We start from the raw sequence: 16,170 nt of genomic DNA on the forward strand, positions 1-16,170 counted from the left end.
GGCTATAACCCTCAGAAATCAAAATCGCTGGTAAAGGACCGCCGCATCAAATACCTGAGCGACTTGTATTCCTTGTAGTGGGACGTACCGGCATGCTGCTCATCCAGCCGCAGAAAGACCTCCTGGCCGTTGGCCTCGTCCGCCTTGCGGCTCAGCACGAAGCGCACCTGAAGCTCCCGCTCGCGGGGGTTCTCCGAGGTCAGGTCAAACGACAGCTCGTGACTGTCCGAAATCAACTCCCCTGACTGGGTATAAATCCCGGCCCGCAGGTGGCGAGGCTGTACTTTCTCGGTAACCGGCCCGGACTGATACAAGGTGACCGCCAGTTGGCCGGAAGTGATCACCGAGCTGGCCCCACGCAGGATGTCCACCTCAACGGCGCTGACATCGCTCTGGCGCTTCTTGTTGACCTTCAGGACCGGAATCACCACTTCCTGCAACGATGCGCCGCCATGCACAAAACGGCTGCCGGAGCCCTTTAGGCGCAGCCGGTTGATGGACTTGGGGATCTGCACCTCCATCTCGCCATCCAGGCCAAGCTGCTCAGACGAGAAGTGATGGAAAGCCGGCGAGGTGGACAGCCCCTTGCCCAGCACGAAACGACGATCCCGGTAGCGAATATCGTCGCCAGAAACGGCATCGCCCAGGAAATCACTCTCGTCCAGCTCACGGTTCTGGTAAATAAAGCCGTGGTCAGCGGTGATTAGAAGGTTGTTGGCGTTGGCGGCCGTAAGCTTCTTGATCAGGCGTATGAGATCAGCCAGGGTCTGTTCCGCCGCTTCAAAGGCCTGCCCCTCTGAATGCATCTTGTCGCCGGTGTGGTCGATACGGTTGTGGTAGATGTACACCACATCGTTACCCTTGAGCAGCTCCCGGCTGTCGTCCCGGTTGAGCTGCATAAAATCTTCCGCCTTGACGGCTTGCCCCCGCCCATCCAGGGCGGCCCGCAGGATCTTGGTGCGGTTGGCCGTGCCCTGTGAGCTCTGGCCATCCACCAGTACCGTGCCGGTATCGTTGTCAGCGATAGCCAGCGATTTGTTAGGCAACAACGCCGCCATACCCAGCTGTGTATAGCTGGGCAGGGTTGAGAGTGCCGGCTCAAGCTCCGCGCTGTAACGATCCTCCTGGCGGATAAAGCCGAGCAGCTCATCACCGATCTCGTAGCGCATGGCGTCGGAAATGATCACGCAGATCCGTTTGTCCTTGCGCAGGTACGGGCGCACCCAATGTTCAAAAAAAGCCTTCTGCTGAACGACCGGATAGGCCTCCCAGCGCGGGACGGCATCCACGTGAACCTGAAAGCCATCGCCAAGCTTGAGTAGATAGTTGTTGGAATACAGGTTTTCCACCTGCTCACTGAGTTCGCCCATCAGCGATGCCTGGCCGGACATGCGCACATGGTAGGTAAACTTGCGGTAGAGCTGATCCAGCTGAAACCAGGTGCGGGTGTATCGCTGAACGCCGTCGGACAGGCTGTCCATGGTGAGGCGAGCCTCACCCAGCATCTGGACAAAACGAGCCGCAAACTCGATGGCTTCATACAGGTGGCGGAACTCGCCATACCAGTGGCCCTGGCGCCGCTGGCGCACCCACAGCGCCACATCACCGCTGGTGACCGTGCGGCCGACCACCGCCCGCACCAGGTCGCTGATAATCTTCTGGTCGATCAGCCGGAAGTAATCCAGCTCAACCAGGTCTCGGAGGTCTCGTTTACCCAGATCCTGTTCGATGCCCAGAACCTCGGCACACTCAGCAGACAGGGTTTCAAACCCCTGCTCGAACTGCCGGCTGTCCTTCCAGCGTTTGAGGAACACCAAGGCGTCGCCGGTCAGTTTAACCTCGCCATCCGTACCCATGGCGTAGCAGGACTTAAACAGCTCAATCACGAAGTCGCGCAGGCTGGGTTCAATGGCCTCATAGCCGTAGAAACGGGTCAGTTGTTCCCACCAGAAGCTATCCAGACCGCACCGTTCAATCAGCCTGATGCCATCGTCGCGCCCTTCCGCCAATTGCTGCAGCAGGGTTTCCACCACCGAGTCCATACGGGGCTCGCTACCGGCACACACGGCCAGCATCTTCAGGCGCAATTGGCCAGCGGTGTCATCCGGCTTCAGCAGCTTCTTCAACGCCTCCTTGCGCTTGTTCGCCTGAAAGAACTCCGCGTGGGCCTGGGCTACCTCGGCAAACTCCAGGCCCAATTCCAGCTCGGACAGCCAGATGGCCGCCTGGTCAGTCCGGAACTCGCCGTGGGCCAGCTGTACGTCCAGCAACCAGTTATCCAGGTCCTCCGGTTGTGGCCCCTCCTTGTACAAAAGGAATTTCTGTTCCGGTGACTCCCGCAGGATGCGATGTTTCAGACCGTACTCGTTGTTGGCGATTTCGGCCTTTTCTACGTCAGGAATGGAAACCGCCTCGAAGTCACCGCGCAGCTCGTGTTTGGTGTCGTACCAAAACACGATTCGGTGCTTATCGAACAGTCGGCTCAGAGCCTGGCTAATACGGCCACTCATTGACTTAACCCGGTAATCTTTTTCAAAGCGTCGCCAAATCTCGGATAGTTGGCCTTCACCCCGTCATCGAGATCGATTTCCACCTGTTCGGTGGCCAGGGGGTAGAGCACGTCCCGCTCGTAGTCATCCAGTTCGGCGAGGATCTTGTTGATCTTCTCGATCTCTTTCAGGGCCTTGGTCTTATCACCCTGGGAGGCCCCGGCGCTGATACTGACGGCTTCTAGGTAGTTCTTCCGGGCTTGCAGCTTTTCGTCTTTGAAATCGCGCAGATACTCTAGCACCGTGCCCACCGTGTGGGGTTGGTAGCGGTGCATGTAGATCAGCGCATTGAACGAGCCCTTAGGTGAAGAGAACAGCCAGTAGATGGGGCGTTTCTTGTAACGGCGCACGTGGTCGTTGTAGAAGTCCTTCAGGAAGTACTTGCGGATGTCCTTACCCAGCGCCTGCTCGACAAAGCGAAGGTTTTTGTCATAGTGCTCTTCGCCAAAGGCGATGCGCAGGAATTCACGGAAGCGCTCAGTGATGTCGTCGGTGAACCAGTCGCCATCAAGCATAGGGATGACATTGTCATCATCCGCCGGGAAGCTCGGCTCCGGGATCTGCTTCAGGTAGTCCTCGACCGTTTCTCCCTGATTGGCCAGGACCAGCCCCGGTTTGTCCAGCGCGTAGCGACCGAACATGCAACCCACGGCATATGACACAAGATCACGCATGGTGTCGGCCAGAAGAAGTGACTCCAGCTCTTCCTCACTTTTGTTGTTGCCGTACCGGTAGTGAGGATTGCAGGTCAGAGTGACTTCCTCCAAAGGTACATCTGGTGTCAACTCATCCTGCAGGCCATAGGCATCAATGAAGATGCGGTTGTTCTCTTCCTCCAGCTTTTGCATTTCAAGCGTTATTTCTCGCCAATAGGCCCGAAGGTCCGCATAGCTGGACGCAGTTGTCCTGCCGCGATGCTCGGGCGAGAGTAGCGGGAGCCTTTTGAAATTCCACGAAGTTTCAAAAGCATCCCAGTCTGACTTTGAAAGCTCTGAAAGCCTAGCCACGACAATGTCTGCATCGACGTCTTTATACGGAATGCGTGCAATGTCACCTACTTGAAAAGTTACAGTTGGATTCAAAACATCGATGTATTTCGTGGCGAGCTTGCTCGACAAGAGTCCCAGGACAGAAAGACGCTTCTGCGGTTCAGGAAATCCCGAAGACCCTTTCACATCAAAGATAAAACCGTGAGGACTAAGTCGCGCTCCGAAACCACCCGTCTTGATGTCTGACCAGGTGACACCCTCTCTGAAGTAGAATTCTCGATTGATTACCCGACCATTAGAGCCAACCCTGGCGCCAGGTGTATTGTCGATATAATCACAAATGGCTTTTCCTCGATCTTCGAAATTAACCACAAATATGAAGTTGCCACTCCACTTCCGAAACGGACCACCTTTATTGTACGGAAACCATTTTGCACCTGAACTTTGAGCTTCGCTTTCAGAACGACAATCAAAATTAATTTTATCTAGTCCAACTTCACTCCAAACTCGAAGAAACAGATCATTGTTGGTCGTCGCCATACCTTGTCTTGGTTTGGCAATCTCACCAATTCTTTCGGGTAATAGAAATGTTTCACGTAACCGCCTGCCAGCGCTATACGCAATGGGCCTTCCAGGAATCTTGATGAATTCATCACCGCTTGCTCGATACACATAAGATAGCGACTGGTCTTGAATAGCAGCGAGAGCGCGCTGTGACATTTCTTTCTCGCCTCCATTGAAGTTCAGGAGACTAATAAAATTTGCGCGATAACCGGATTCGTTACGGTTTATAAAGTTGTACGCTGCGATTTGTACGGTAGCACCGGAAAATCCGGTTAGCGGGAGTTCTACAACATTAGTTAGCGTAGTATCTTCTGTGATGAAAGCTCTGAGCCTTTCGTGTGACGAAATGAACATCCACACATGCGGGCTCATTATTCCGATCCTTGCGAGTGGCGCCCCCAAGAGAGAACAGCGAGGGACGAACGCTGCAAAAAGGTCGGATTTATAGTTAGGATATGTCTCTTTCAACCAAGATGAAAGCGAATCATTCATCCCTTTCGTGCCCATATATGGCGGATTGGCCACAACCACATGATATTTGGGCGATAGCGCCTCGACCATTTTTAGAACGGTTAGGAGACGCGCCTGTACCTCCCGTTGCAGAAGGTCGTCACCGGGACCCTGGTCATCGACCACCCGCAACAATTCAGCTGCATTGCTTAGCTGCGGTAAGATCAGCGAGCCGAAATTCTTCGCTTGCTCGAACTGCCCCAAAGTCTCACGCAGCTCGTCAGTGAAAAGATCCTTGCCCACCAGAGAAGCCACGTCGTGCATCTCAGCCTCGGTAAAGGTCACGTTCTGCAGAACGACAACATTCGGCTGGACCGGCTTCCGAAAGAACCGCCGTTGCTTGGCCCGTGCCTTCATCGTCAATGCAAAAGCAGCCAGTTCACCGGCACGCTCGTCGACCTCGATGCCGTAAAGGTTATGAGTCAGAATCTTGGCTGGAATATCGCTAGGCTCGTAACCTTCCTCCTCATAAATGGCATACAGCAAATCGAAGGCATACGTCAGCATATGTCCCGATCCGCAGGCCGGGTCGCAGATCTTGATCTCTTCGGGGCTGCTGATGCGGAGAAAATCAGTTTCTGTTTCCTCCGGCTTGATGTAGTAATCCATCTTCTTAGTTAAGCCAGAATCAGGACGGTTGAGCATCCAGAGGCGTCCCAGCGAGTTTTCCACCAAATAGCGGACAATCCAGTGCGGCGTGAACAGCTGGGTCGCCGCCGGAATATTTTCCGGTGTGACCTTCTTGTTCTTCTTCAGATCAACAAATACTTGGTCTTTCTTCTCAGAAATATAGAACTGATACAGCCAGCCTATGACCTCAACATCTTCACACGCATCCGGCGTCATGGCTTCGCGGGTATAGGCCAGGATCGAGTTGCCGGATAGCAGATCATCCGGCATCAAAAGCTCGGTGTAATCGTCAATGCGCTCGAACAGGAACGGCATGGCGCTGTGCCAATAGTTACAGGCAGCTACAACCAGCAGGCGATAGGCTTCCCCCTGCGGGTCCTGACTGGGTGTCTTTCCATCCAGGAGGGCGAAGATCTTTTGACGGGTTGACTCCGACACCATTTCCTCATCGATGTGGCCCATCTTGGCATCGGCCAGGATCTCGGGCTGGAACTGCCCCTCAGCGGGTGAAACCACGCCAATGCGGTTATAACGGTTCACATCCATAAAACGCAGGGCGCAGAAACGGTTGAACCAGATATAGGCCACCCGCTCAATAACCTGCTCTTTGCCTTGATCGGTTACCGCCTCTTCCAGCTTTTTAATCGCCTGCGGCCTTTCTCGCCGGGCGGGACTCTCATCGGCCAATACCAGTTTGAGCTTGGCTGTAACCTGTTCGAGCAGGCTCCGGCGAGCGAATTGGGCGAATTTTTTAAGTTTCGATGTTTCCATGAATTAGGCTCCCGCACTTATTCTGCGGACGGTATGGGTTCCAAATTGTTTCTTGTACTGGTCCAGGTTGAGAATGACACACGCCTGTGCAAACGGCAGAGACCAGTCTTTGTGATTCAACGGCAGGCAGCGGTGCAGCTCATCTTGTTTGGCGAGCAGCAATGCGGGATCGAGCGCGGCCATGGAAAGCAGGACGACATAATGAACTGGTTTTCCCACCTTACCGCTGAGTACTCGGAACCAGAGGCTGTCTCTATACTTCCCCGCTAAATCGGGTATCAAATTGCCACTGACGAGCTTTTGTCTGAATGCTTCAGGATTGGCCGAGACAGGGTTATCAGGGTCTTTTACTTCCACAAAAACGAAGCGATCCTCATACTCCGCAATAAAATCAACTCGCTTCATGGTGCTTTGCCCATGTAGCGAGTCGTCATCGAAGCGAACGGCCTCAATAGCATCGCTGAAATTGAATTCCAGGTCGTCTTCAGAGAAAAGAGTCATGCTTTGCCCCCGAGCGAGCGCTTGATCTCTTCGTCGTACAGGTCATTGAACGTGTTCGCTATGGCATTGTTATCCAGCTCTTTATAGCTATTCGCTGACTGAAGAGTGACTTGGCCACCCTTGTTGACCAGTGCATGGAAGCGAATATGATCTCCCTGCCCTGGGCGGGCCAGGAGATCAAACCATTTGAGCAGTACATAATCATGGGTGGCGAGAATGACCTGCTGGTTATTTCGCGCCAACTCCAGAAGAACCTGAACAAGCAGCTTCATCAGCTTGGGGTTCATATTAGATTCCGGCTCGTCCCAGAACAGTGGTCCACTGGACCCAGGAGACAGCACGCCGTTACTTAGCAACCTGTGCAGAATACCGATCTTCCTGAAGCCTTCCGCTGTCATGCTGCTGGAGTACTGACGACCGCTTTCTGCAACGAACTCCGTCACTGTGGAGTCCTGATACGCTTGGGCGGACTTGGAATTGGTTCGTTTAGGAGAGGGCTTTTCTCGATATTCACCTGGCTGGAAGCAGAAGCCGCCGTTTTCCCACTGGTAGCGGCCACCAATCAGGCTGACCAATTGCGGAATAATCGAACTCAACCTCGGATCTTCGTTGATTCGCGCGTCCAGGTCTTCACCACTGGATTTGCTCAGGGCTTTAGCAAGATCGACGTAGCCATCATCAAATATCAGCTCGACCGTTTTCTGGTCGTGTGTTTCGTCAGCCATACTCTTGACCAGAGAGAGCACCTCTTTGGTGGGGATAAACACCGGCTCAGCTCGGTACTTGGCGTAGCTTTGCGAATCCTTGATCGAAAGCTCAGAGGAGTTGTTGAAAAAGGTCGCGTTGACCTTCTGCCCCTCTGCAAACTGCGCGGTTAAACTCGCGTGTTCCCTGGCCCCGTGAAGGTGCATCTTCCCGAGCTTGTCATTCAGAGGCATGAACAGGCGTAAGAACTTGGCCGTCAAAGCCGCTTCGAGCTCGGCTTTACCAAGATCCGGTTTGGCCTTGAAAAGGGATGCGCCCGCACAAAGCCCGTAGGCCGCCTTGAGCAAGTGGGTTTTGCCAGTACCGTTTTCACCAATGATCACGTTGATCTTGGATGAGAAATCGATGTCCAGACCACCGAATGACGTAAAGTTTTTGAGTTCAAGCCGGTCTATCATTTTTACTTCCCGATTGTTCACTATCCCCTGACCCAGTACCCAGTCGGCCACGGCCCTCACTTGCACGCGGAAATACGCTCGCCGCTCGTATCCGCTCGTATTTTTCGTGCGCCGCACGTATTTTATCAGCTTCGCTCATATCGGGTCCCCTTGCCCTGGCCTACCGGGCGTATCACGCCCTTGTCTTTCAAGCGGTTGAGCAGCCGAGTGGCCTGGAAAGGGCTGATATGGCACAGATCAGCGGCATCCGCTCGTTTGATGCTGCCGTGGGTATCGATGAAATTCAGCACCATTTGCTCCTGCTGGATGGCATCGAAGCCTGCCTGGCGCACATAGGCGGCCTTTTGCCCCGCCCCCTGGTAGACCTTGGCGCTCAGGGTGTAGGTGCGGCCCTTGCCGGTGCCATGGGCTTCCACCATGCCGGCTTCCACCAGCTTTTCCAGGGTGCCCCGGACCACAGTTTCGGGCTTCTGTACTGACTTGGCCAAATCCGCCGTTCTTAAGCGCCGCTCATTGCGCAGCCGGGACAGGATAATCAAGCTATCGATGGGCATGGCGGCGCCGGTCTGTTCCTCGCGCTCGACGATCATGCGCAGGAACTCGGCGTCTGCGTCCGCTGCGCTCATGCGCACGGAGACCGTGTGAGCGGATGACATGGAGTAGTCGGGGGCGGTACGCCCGTAGCGGAGCATGCCTTCGAAGATCCGGTCGATACCCCGGCCAGTGCGTTCGGCCAGGCCAATGCGCTTGATAATGTCAGCCAGTAAGGGGTTACGGGAGCGAGGGTCAGCTACCAGAAGGTTGTCCAGGTTGACGCCTTCCACAAATCCACCCGGGTTGCTGATGCTCAGGCCGTCGTCGTCCAGTTTGACGTGCACGGCACCCAGGGCGCTGTAGTCACGGTGGACCAGGGCATTCACGAAGGCTTCCCGGAAGGCCCGGCGGTCGAAGTTGGGGATGGGCACACGAAACAGCCCGACCTGAATCTCCTCTTCTTCCACCCGGGCCCGGAACAGCACTTCGACCTCTTCAAAAGTCTCCAGCAGCGGTTTGCGGTAGAACTCATTGACCAGGACATCGGTACCGCGCAGCACCTGGAAGGCTACCTCGTGGGAGGGCAGATGTTGCCGAAGCTGCATGTCGTTCCCCAGCAGCAACAGGCCTGCAACTGTGGGGCGGCGCATGCCTCCCACGCTCACAGTCAGCCCCAGGGCGCCGTCCAGCTCATCGTCCGCCAGGGGAATCAGGCTCTGGTCGCCACCGTATTTCTTGATGGCGTTGCGGATGCGAATGCGCTGTATCGGGTCCAGGTCCTCAACCGCCAGGTTTTCCAACGGTAGAGCGGAGGGGTCCGTTACGCCCAGGCTGGACTGGCGCTGAACAAACTCATGGGGGTAGAAGGGCACGGCCTCCGGGGTGCCGTCCATTCTGAGGCGACGACGCTGTAGAAGGCCATCCGAGGTGGATACCAACTGCCGGGATTTGGGCACTTGGATTCTGGCGATGGGTTGCCCTTCCAGTTCCAGGGCCTCAACGCGCACAGCCAGCGAGGGGATGGTCTTATTGGCAATCAGTGCTGGCAGGCCGGCGAGGTTGCGGTGGTTGGCATGCAGCCCAGTCGGGGTGCCATCGTCTTCAACGCCCAGGAACAAGTCACCGCCCTCGGTGTTGGCCAGGGCCACCACTGCGGCCACCAGATCCCGGTCTGGCAGGCTTTTGACGTCGCTCTTGAATTCGACGGCAAGGCTTTCGCCGCCGCGAATGAGCGCCTGGATTTCCTGTTCGGCTTCGTGCATGGCTATCCCCAACTTTGACCGATTAAACGGTTCGGCACGCTTAGATCTGGACCTTGCGCCCTTGCTGGACTTCAACCAGCAGGGCCTCGCGCAGGGCATTCAGATAGCGGTCCACATCCCCCTCGTCGGCCAACCAGGCCTTGTCGAACGCGACACGGAGGTTGCGGGTGTGGACGTAGTCGGCTGCCGACTCCTTGACCTCATGAGTCCCCCCGTTACCCTGGTCTTCACTCTGGCTACCTGGGGGCTGATCGAGGTCGTCTGCCGGTGCTGATTTCTGATTGGCCAGCGCCACCATTTTGCCCAGCAGCTTCTGGTAGCCCTCTTCTTCAAAGTACCGGGTCCGCTCCTTGATCACGGCAATCAGGCGCTCCCGCCCGAGGTAATCGACCAGATCCCGGAACGGTTTGTTGAGCTCATCCTGACGCGGCTCCGGTAGGGACTGATATTCGTCCATGCTTTGCATGCGTTCCTGCATGGTCTTCAGGGCCGTTGCTGCCTGAGCTCGGGTTTGCTGCACTTTTTCGTCGATGCGCCCCTGCAGGCTGTCCAACTGGCCCTTGAGCTGCTGAATGCGATTCCCTTTGTAGCAGTTGGGGTCGTTCAGGATGGTACGGATTTGCTCGATCTCGTCTCCGGATACATAGATGAAGTTGGGTTCCTGGCTCTGCAGAAAGGACCGAGCCTGGTTGTAGATGTCTTTTTGTGAACCACCCATGAATTTACGGATGGGGTCGATGACATCCTCTTTGAGGTCCAGCAGTTGGTCTTCCTGTTTGCCCAATTCCGTCAGGTGCCAGGTGTAGGGCTTACCGGCAACGTCTTTCAGCGTATCCAGGGCCGGTTTCAAGGCATTGAGAAAGGGGTACTGGTCGACCTGCGCTATCCGGCGATCCAGATCGTGATACATTTCCTGGAAAGCTTCGGCGGCCTCTTTACCCAGAGCCTTGGCCTCGCTGCTGCGGGGCGGGCTGTCGAAGAAGTCCTCGTAGAACGACTTGAGGGCTCGGACCTGAGAGGCGGTGAACTCAATTTGTGGTTCCAGCACCACGTTGCCGTGGCCGTGAGTATTACGCAGGGCGCGCTCCAGCTCGCTGTCCTCCAGGATGTTCCCGTCGAGACGAACTTCCACCTTGCCACGGGCGCACAGGTTGGCCAGGGTGCAGAGAATCGCGGCGTAATACCAGCCGTAGGGTTTGCGTTCGAACTTCTCCAGCAGGCTCTTCAGGGTGGTGCGGACACCGCCCCGATTGTTGCTCTGAATAAACGCCAGCACTTCCTGCTCGGATTCCGCCAGGGCCGTGGCGTCGTTACCGAAGAGGCCATCGTCTGTGCGGTTAAGGCAATTGCTGATGTCGTTTTCCGTGTAGGAAACGCCGCGCAACATGCGGAGGTTGGGGTAAGCCCGTGAAATCAGCTCATGGAAGCCCCGAATAATGCGGGTCTGGGGGTCCTCATTCGCCACTTCCACATCGGCGCCGCCGATGAGCAACTTGGACTTACCAATGAGGGTCTGAACCTGCTGCCGGAGCCTGGCCTCGCGCTCACGGTTCTGGAACCGCTTGTCATTCAGGATTCGTTTGACAGCTTCCTGCTGGGTGACCGACATATTCTGTGAGATATATTTTTCCGTCTGCTTCATAAGGAGGAGGTCTTGTCTCAACCTCGCATCCGCAGGCATCCAGACGAATAGCTCTTCTGCTCTATATGTGGACAAGGTGCGAAGCATGTCTTCATTTTCAGAATGTTCGTGAAAAGGGCTGATGATATGTATGCATAGCTCTTGCTCCCTCCCGAACAACCGGTCATCAAGCTTACGAGAATACGGATAATCTTGCCCTTGGCTCTTTGACTCCCCACCTTCGTAGCGGATTTTTCGTTGCTTGATAACATGGTCAAACACAATCTTTTCCAGCTCTTCATCAAGATCGGCGGACTCGACCTCCGTGTTCTTGATCTCCTGCTCGACGTCCTTTTCCTCGTCCGTCAGGTACTCATACTGCTCCCCGTTGCGCTGAATGTAGGTCTGTTGCTCCAAGAGGCTCAGGGCTTCCTCGACCTTGGTGCGAAGTGCCGGCAGATCCTGATCGAAGGCATCCAGCATCAGCACGCAAAGGTTGCGCACCGTAGGCTTGAATTCCTTGACGTATTTGACCAGGAACAGGGCCTTCAGCAGCCGGATGGCGAAGGCATTGTCGAGGTGATTCTCAGCCTGAATAATCGCCCGCTGAATTTGTGATTTCAGTGCGGAGCGGATGCCTTCAAACATCAGGTCAAAGGTGGCCAACTGGCCTACCTCGTGACTGCCGATGTGGATGGCCACCTGCTGGAAAACCCCCAGCATGGAGCGCTCACCGACAGAACTGTGTTTACCCTCGAAAGCGTTGTGCTGCGACAGATTCTGGATCGCCGATTGAAACAGCGCGAACTGGAAGGGGACGAAGGGGTAGCTGTGGATGAAGTGGTCCCTGTCCCGGAAGTTCCGGTAGGTAGCCGATCCATCCGCGAAGTCAAAGAGGGTTTTGAAGTTGTTCGCCTGTACGTGGTAGACGTCCGACAGCTGATTGACGCCTTCTTCGGTCTTGGTCAGCAGGCGCTTCTGGATGACTTCCGCCACGTCCGCGCTGGACAGCTTCATGCGGTTATTGAACCGTGCCTGAATTTTCGAGAAATCGTTGCCTTGCTGCTTGCCCATTTCGCCAACCACGTTTTTCATCTCTTCCTGGGCGGTGACGATAATCCAAGCCCGACCCCGACACTTGGTGGCGAGGCTCTCTGCAATAGTTTGCAGGTTGGTCATCAGCTTGGTGTTGTCGGCAATGTATTGGCCGACCTCGTCCACAAAGAAGTTCAGGCGGAACTCTTTGTGGCCACCCTCTTTTGCCTGCTTCTCGATATAGGCATTCACATTGTCCGCGAAGTCTTCAATTGAAGCGCGGTATTCGCTGCGGTACTTGTCCAGAATGCCCGCTGCCGACTGCGGATCGCCACCGGTCACAGCGGCGTAGGCTTTGGCAATATTCGGGCCTTCCAGAAGGGCTTGCTCCCGGCCTTTCTGCCAGGGGCGACCAGCGATGGCCTCGTACTCGGCTTTGAACTGTTCGTACAGGCCACGGCCGTCCAGATCGCGCTCAAACTGGGCGATGTGCCCCTGTTTGCCGTAGTAGCCGCACATTTCGTCAAAGACTTTAACGAACACGGCCAGAAGCGCATCGATCTGGGTTTTGCTGATGACATCGGCTTTCTGGTCGATGTTGAACAGAATGCTCTTCGCCGGAATTGAGACAGCTCGCTTCAGGTCGCCCCGGAGAATTTCATTCTCGCTGCACTTGGGAAGGAACAGGTCCAGGGTTGTAGCGCCGTCCATCTCCCGGTTTTCAAGCAGAAGGGCCAGCATCTTAAGCAGGTGTGACTTACCCGAGCCGAAGAAGCCGGATACCCATACCCCGTTCGCCCCTTCGTAGTTGTTGTAGGCGTCCAGGAACTCTTCGAGGCGCTTCTCGACTTCGTTGGTCAGTACGTATTCTTCAATTTCGAGGCGAAGACTGGCTTCATCGTCGGCTTTGATAACGCCTTCAATGGGGCGGTCAACGGGCTTTAGAAAAATATTCTTCAATGTCATTGTACTTTCCCTTAATGATTACGCCTCGAATCGTATCGTCCGCTCAGGCTTCGTAATGAAAGATGTTGAACGCACGGTAGTACTTGTCGTCATGCAGCCTGCCGAACAGATCCAACGATGCGCCGGTTTCCAGCGAGTGGGTATAGGAGCCCGGGAAGAACATCACCGTTGGCTGGTCTTTGGCGGTGCTCTGCAAATTGTTGAGCACGTTGTGGGAGCGTATGTAGGGGAAGACCTCGCCCACCCCTGAGAGAAACAGCACGTCAAACTCAACGGACTGCAGTTTTGCCGCAATAGCGGGCACCAAATGGGCTTCCGGGTCCAGCACTCCCTGTAGCAGTTCCTTCAGCTGATCCTTTGAGACCGTGGGCTCGAGCTCCAACACCTGCTCCCAGATGTCTCTTTCTTTCAAAATATCGACGGCCAGGTCGTACAGATTGATACTCAGGATCCGGATGCCCGCCTGCTCCAGTCGGTTAACCAACTGCCGCTGAAGACGCTCTATTTCGACCGCTTCTTCAGGCCGGTAGGGGCAGATGAAGAAAGGCACTTCATTACCCAGTCCCTGTTTATTCAGAAATCGCTGGCCGGAAACTACGCTGAACAGGTGCTGTAGTCGCTCCTGCATCGGCATTTTGGCAATGTCCTTTCTCAAGCTGACATCCCCCTGATATCGGATTCATAGACTGGGAAGTAGAAAAACTCGTCAGGATTGTTCTGACGCAGCAACTCAACCAACCTGGGGCTTAGCAGTATTGCGTTGATGGTTTTGTCCTTAGCTAACAATCCTGCCTCCCGCAGCATTCTGAACAGGACCTGTCGCAATTTATCGCGCGTTGAGGCGCTGGCATTATCCAGTTCGTCATGCCATTCCGATTTACGGTTATAGAAGGCATCGAAATCCTCAAAACTGAGATCCAGCTTCATCGCGACAAACCGCTCGTGCAGTACTTCCACCGCAAAGTCCGCGATAAAGCGGTACAGGCGGCACACCGCAACCCACAGGAGGTGCGCCTGATCCTGGTGGTTTGCCTCGGCCAGAAAAGTCAGTTCGCTTTCGGTCAACGTCTTCAGGCGTGCAATCGCCTCTCTGCAGGTGCGCTTTGCCGTGCTTTCCGTTCTGGCCTGTAGCAGGTTGTCATGTAGAGCTTGAGCCCGCACCTCTTCCCAGTCACGTAGCGACAGGTACAGATCGGCCAGCTTCACCGATTCTCGGTGATACAGGCTGCCGGACGTGAAGGAGATGCGATACCGGCCTTGGGTCATTCGGAACGCTCGCCCTTGCTCGTTTCGGCGGCTCCACCGCCCTTGACCCACTCATCTACTTCGACTTTTTTGAACTTCCAAAATCGCCCCATTCGGTGGGCGGGCATTGAGTGCTTGTCGATCCAGCGGTACACGGTGTCATTGCTGACACCAAGGTGCTTGCCTATTTCATCTACGGATAACCAGCGGTCTTCCATCTCGGCCATGTTTTCTCTTCCTATGGGCGATGGTGTTGCCGCCCCGTTTGAGGCGGCAGGATCTCATGGGCGAAGCAGCCCTAATCTAAATTGATAAGCCAATATATAGGGGGGTCACTACGCTTTCAACCGATTTAATCCGGATAGACCGGCAGAGAGCAGCATTTATATCGATTGTCGATGGGACAGCCTGTTCTTCGGTCGTCGGTTCCGGGCCTTCAACGTGGTGGCTGACTTAGACCGAGAGTCATTCCCAACTCCAGGTCGTCCATGTCGCAAGCAAGCTGAAAGAGCGCTGCTTCATTGACTTGGCATAGCTTCCGAATCTGTACCTGATCGGCATTTGCACGTCTTAGCAGCTCAAAGCCCTTTTCGGTCGCCTCTATTACCGGCAGCTCCCAATCATGAGCCCTGGAAAACGCCCGTTTGTGGTAACGGTACTTTCCTTCCCGAGGAATGTAGTGGCTGATCACTCGGTGCTTTCCGGAGCCATCATTCTTCTGCTTGAATTCGTTGTAAAACCAGAACATCTCGAGCTTGTTGTCGCGAAGTCTTGCCCTGCAACCGTAATGCCCCGGATAACCGGGCGTACTTACACCACGATGTTTCCGGTTCTGCTCCCAGAAAAAATCACAAAGGCGCTGTGCAATGTAGAAATAGCGGTGTTGTTCGAGAATCGTGTTTCTGTGCACGGCCTTGAGGAAAAGTTCAGAATCGCTGTAGGCCCGAACTGTCAGCTCTTCATGATCAATACCATCATGCTGGGAAGCTCTTTTCCAGGCGGCTGAGATCTCATCAATCTGCTTATTGTGATTGGTTGGTTTCATTATTGGGTGCTCCGTTTCGTGATTTCGGAGCAAATGTTATCTGGCCGGCGGTTTGGAGCTGACATCCGTTCTTTCCCTTTTTGGGCGCAAAGAACGCCTCCAGGTCTCTGACTCGGGCGGAAAAGGCCGAGACTTAGCCAGTTTCTCTCCAGATAACCTATCTGATGGGGGATCTGAGGCAGTCATTCCCATAGCTACAGAATTGTGGCAGAAGGGCGAACGCCCATACCTTCCCCCTTTTATGGGGGACCTATCGTTATGGCCAGTTGATCCGGCAGGTCTCCTGAACATCTTGAGTGTTCGGGTGGGAGTCGTTGACGCTATGGATTCATCACAAAGGTCTGTTATGAGACCCGAAGCTCGTTGCACACTTTCATTCGCCATTCAGCGAAAGCAGCGAGCCTCGAAAGGGGCTCCGAAGAGACTCTCCAGAAATAAATTGTTGAGCACTGTGCGAACCTTGAAAACTACTTGATCACAGTTCACTGAGGATCTCGGTGCGTCGAAAAATGCAACTGATACCGAACACTGACTTTCACATGTGAAAGTCACACAACAGAACGGATCAAAAAATATACAAAAAACGGAAAAATTAGGGAGAAAAGCCAGGGTTTTATCTTTACGGCTTCCTCTGGCTCGATTTTTAGTTTTTTTATCCATTTATTATCAATTAGTTAAAAGGCAGCCCGGCCTTTACGCCCTTTAAGGGCAATTCCACGGTTCTCCCCCAAGACGAATATTTTCGATGATTGCTCCCGGCAATTAACAAACGAACGGGAGTAGCC

The 16,170-nt window shown here is 54.7% G+C and carries 10 protein-coding genes; all 10 read right to left on the minus strand.

Annotation, left to right across the window (positions count from 1 at the left end; all coding sequences use genetic code 11):
* Positions 1–11 precede the first annotated feature (11 nt).
* A complete protein-coding gene (pglZ, locus tag soil367_RS18185) occupies positions 12–2,510 on the minus strand; it encodes a BREX-1 system phosphatase PglZ type A (protein WP_136550436.1) in 2,499 nt (832 codons plus the stop codon).
* The gene (gene pglX / locus soil367_RS18190) at positions 2,507–6,013 is read right to left on the minus strand and encodes a BREX-1 system adenine-specific DNA-methyltransferase PglX (protein WP_136550437.1); all 3,507 of its coding nucleotides are present in this window, start codon (positions 6,011–6,013) and stop codon (positions 2,507–2,509) included. Before pglX ends, pglZ begins: the two co-directional genes overlap by 4 nt.
* A gap of 3 nt (positions 6,014–6,016) precedes the next feature.
* Positions 6,017–6,514: a hypothetical protein gene (locus soil367_RS18195; RefSeq protein ID WP_136550438.1), complete on the minus strand. Its 498-nt coding sequence runs from the start codon at positions 6,512–6,514 to the stop codon at positions 6,017–6,019.
* Positions 6,511–7,677, minus strand: a complete 1,167-nt coding sequence (locus soil367_RS18200; protein WP_136550439.1) for an AAA family ATPase — start codon at positions 7,675–7,677, stop codon at positions 6,511–6,513. Before soil367_RS18200 ends, soil367_RS18195 begins: the two co-directional genes overlap by 4 nt.
* Positions 7,678–7,802: 125 nt before the next feature.
* A complete protein-coding gene (locus soil367_RS18205) occupies positions 7,803–9,473 on the minus strand; it encodes an ATP-binding protein (RefSeq protein ID WP_136550440.1) in 1,671 nt (556 codons plus the stop codon).
* 40 nt (positions 9,474–9,513) lie between these two features.
* Positions 9,514–13,095: a BREX system P-loop protein BrxC gene (gene brxC / locus soil367_RS18210; protein ID WP_136550441.1), complete on the minus strand. Its 3,582-nt coding sequence runs from the start codon at positions 13,093–13,095 to the stop codon at positions 9,514–9,516.
* A gap of 43 nt (positions 13,096–13,138) precedes the next feature.
* A complete protein-coding gene (locus soil367_RS18215) occupies positions 13,139–13,750 on the minus strand; it encodes a DUF1788 domain-containing protein (protein WP_246065426.1) in 612 nt (203 codons plus the stop codon).
* Complete coding sequence (locus soil367_RS18220; protein WP_136550442.1) at positions 13,747–14,361, minus strand: DUF1819 family protein; 615 nt, start codon at positions 14,359–14,361, stop codon at positions 13,747–13,749. Before soil367_RS18220 ends, soil367_RS18215 begins: the two co-directional genes overlap by 4 nt.
* Positions 14,358–14,567: a helix-turn-helix domain-containing protein gene (locus soil367_RS18225; RefSeq protein WP_022992167.1), complete on the minus strand. Its 210-nt coding sequence runs from the start codon at positions 14,565–14,567 to the stop codon at positions 14,358–14,360. Before soil367_RS18225 ends, soil367_RS18220 begins: the two co-directional genes overlap by 4 nt.
* A 209-nt stretch (positions 14,568–14,776) precedes the next feature.
* Positions 14,777–15,385, minus strand: a complete 609-nt coding sequence (gene mobI, locus soil367_RS19075; RefSeq protein ID WP_246065428.1) for a conjugative transfer protein MobI(A/C) — start codon at positions 15,383–15,385, stop codon at positions 14,777–14,779.
* Positions 15,386–16,170 lie beyond the last annotated feature (785 nt).

Origin of the sequence: Hydrocarboniclastica marina (genome assembly GCF_004851605.1) — a bacterium.
In the GTDB taxonomy this organism is placed as follows: Bacteria; Pseudomonadota; Gammaproteobacteria; order Pseudomonadales; family Oleiphilaceae; genus Hydrocarboniclastica; species Hydrocarboniclastica marina.

Coding starts and splice junctions, on each gene's coding strand:
- pglZ (WP_136550436.1), bottom strand. CDS start 2,510: ATGAGTGGCCGTATTAGCCAGGCTCTGAGCCGACTGTTCGATAAGCAC.
- pglX (WP_136550437.1), bottom strand. CDS start 6,013: ATGGAAACATCGAAACTTAAAAAATTCGCCCAATTCGCTCGCCGGAGC.
- soil367_RS18195 (WP_136550438.1), bottom strand. CDS start 6,514: ATGACTCTTTTCTCTGAAGACGACCTGGAATTCAATTTCAGCGATGCT.
- soil367_RS18200 (WP_136550439.1), bottom strand. CDS start 7,677: ATGATAGACCGGCTTGAACTCAAAAACTTTACGTCATTCGGTGGTCTG.
- soil367_RS18205 (WP_136550440.1), bottom strand. CDS start 9,473: ATGCACGAAGCCGAACAGGAAATCCAGGCGCTCATTCGCGGCGGCGAA.
- brxC (WP_136550441.1), bottom strand. CDS start 13,095: ATGACATTGAAGAATATTTTTCTAAAGCCCGTTGACCGCCCCATTGAA.
- soil367_RS18220 (WP_136550442.1), bottom strand. CDS start 14,361: ATGACCCAAGGCCGGTATCGCATCTCCTTCACGTCCGGCAGCCTGTAT.
- soil367_RS18225 (WP_022992167.1), bottom strand. CDS start 14,567: ATGGCCGAGATGGAAGACCGCTGGTTATCCGTAGATGAAATAGGCAAG.
- mobI (WP_246065428.1), bottom strand. CDS start 15,385: ATGAAACCAACCAATCACAATAAGCAGATTGATGAGATCTCAGCCGCC.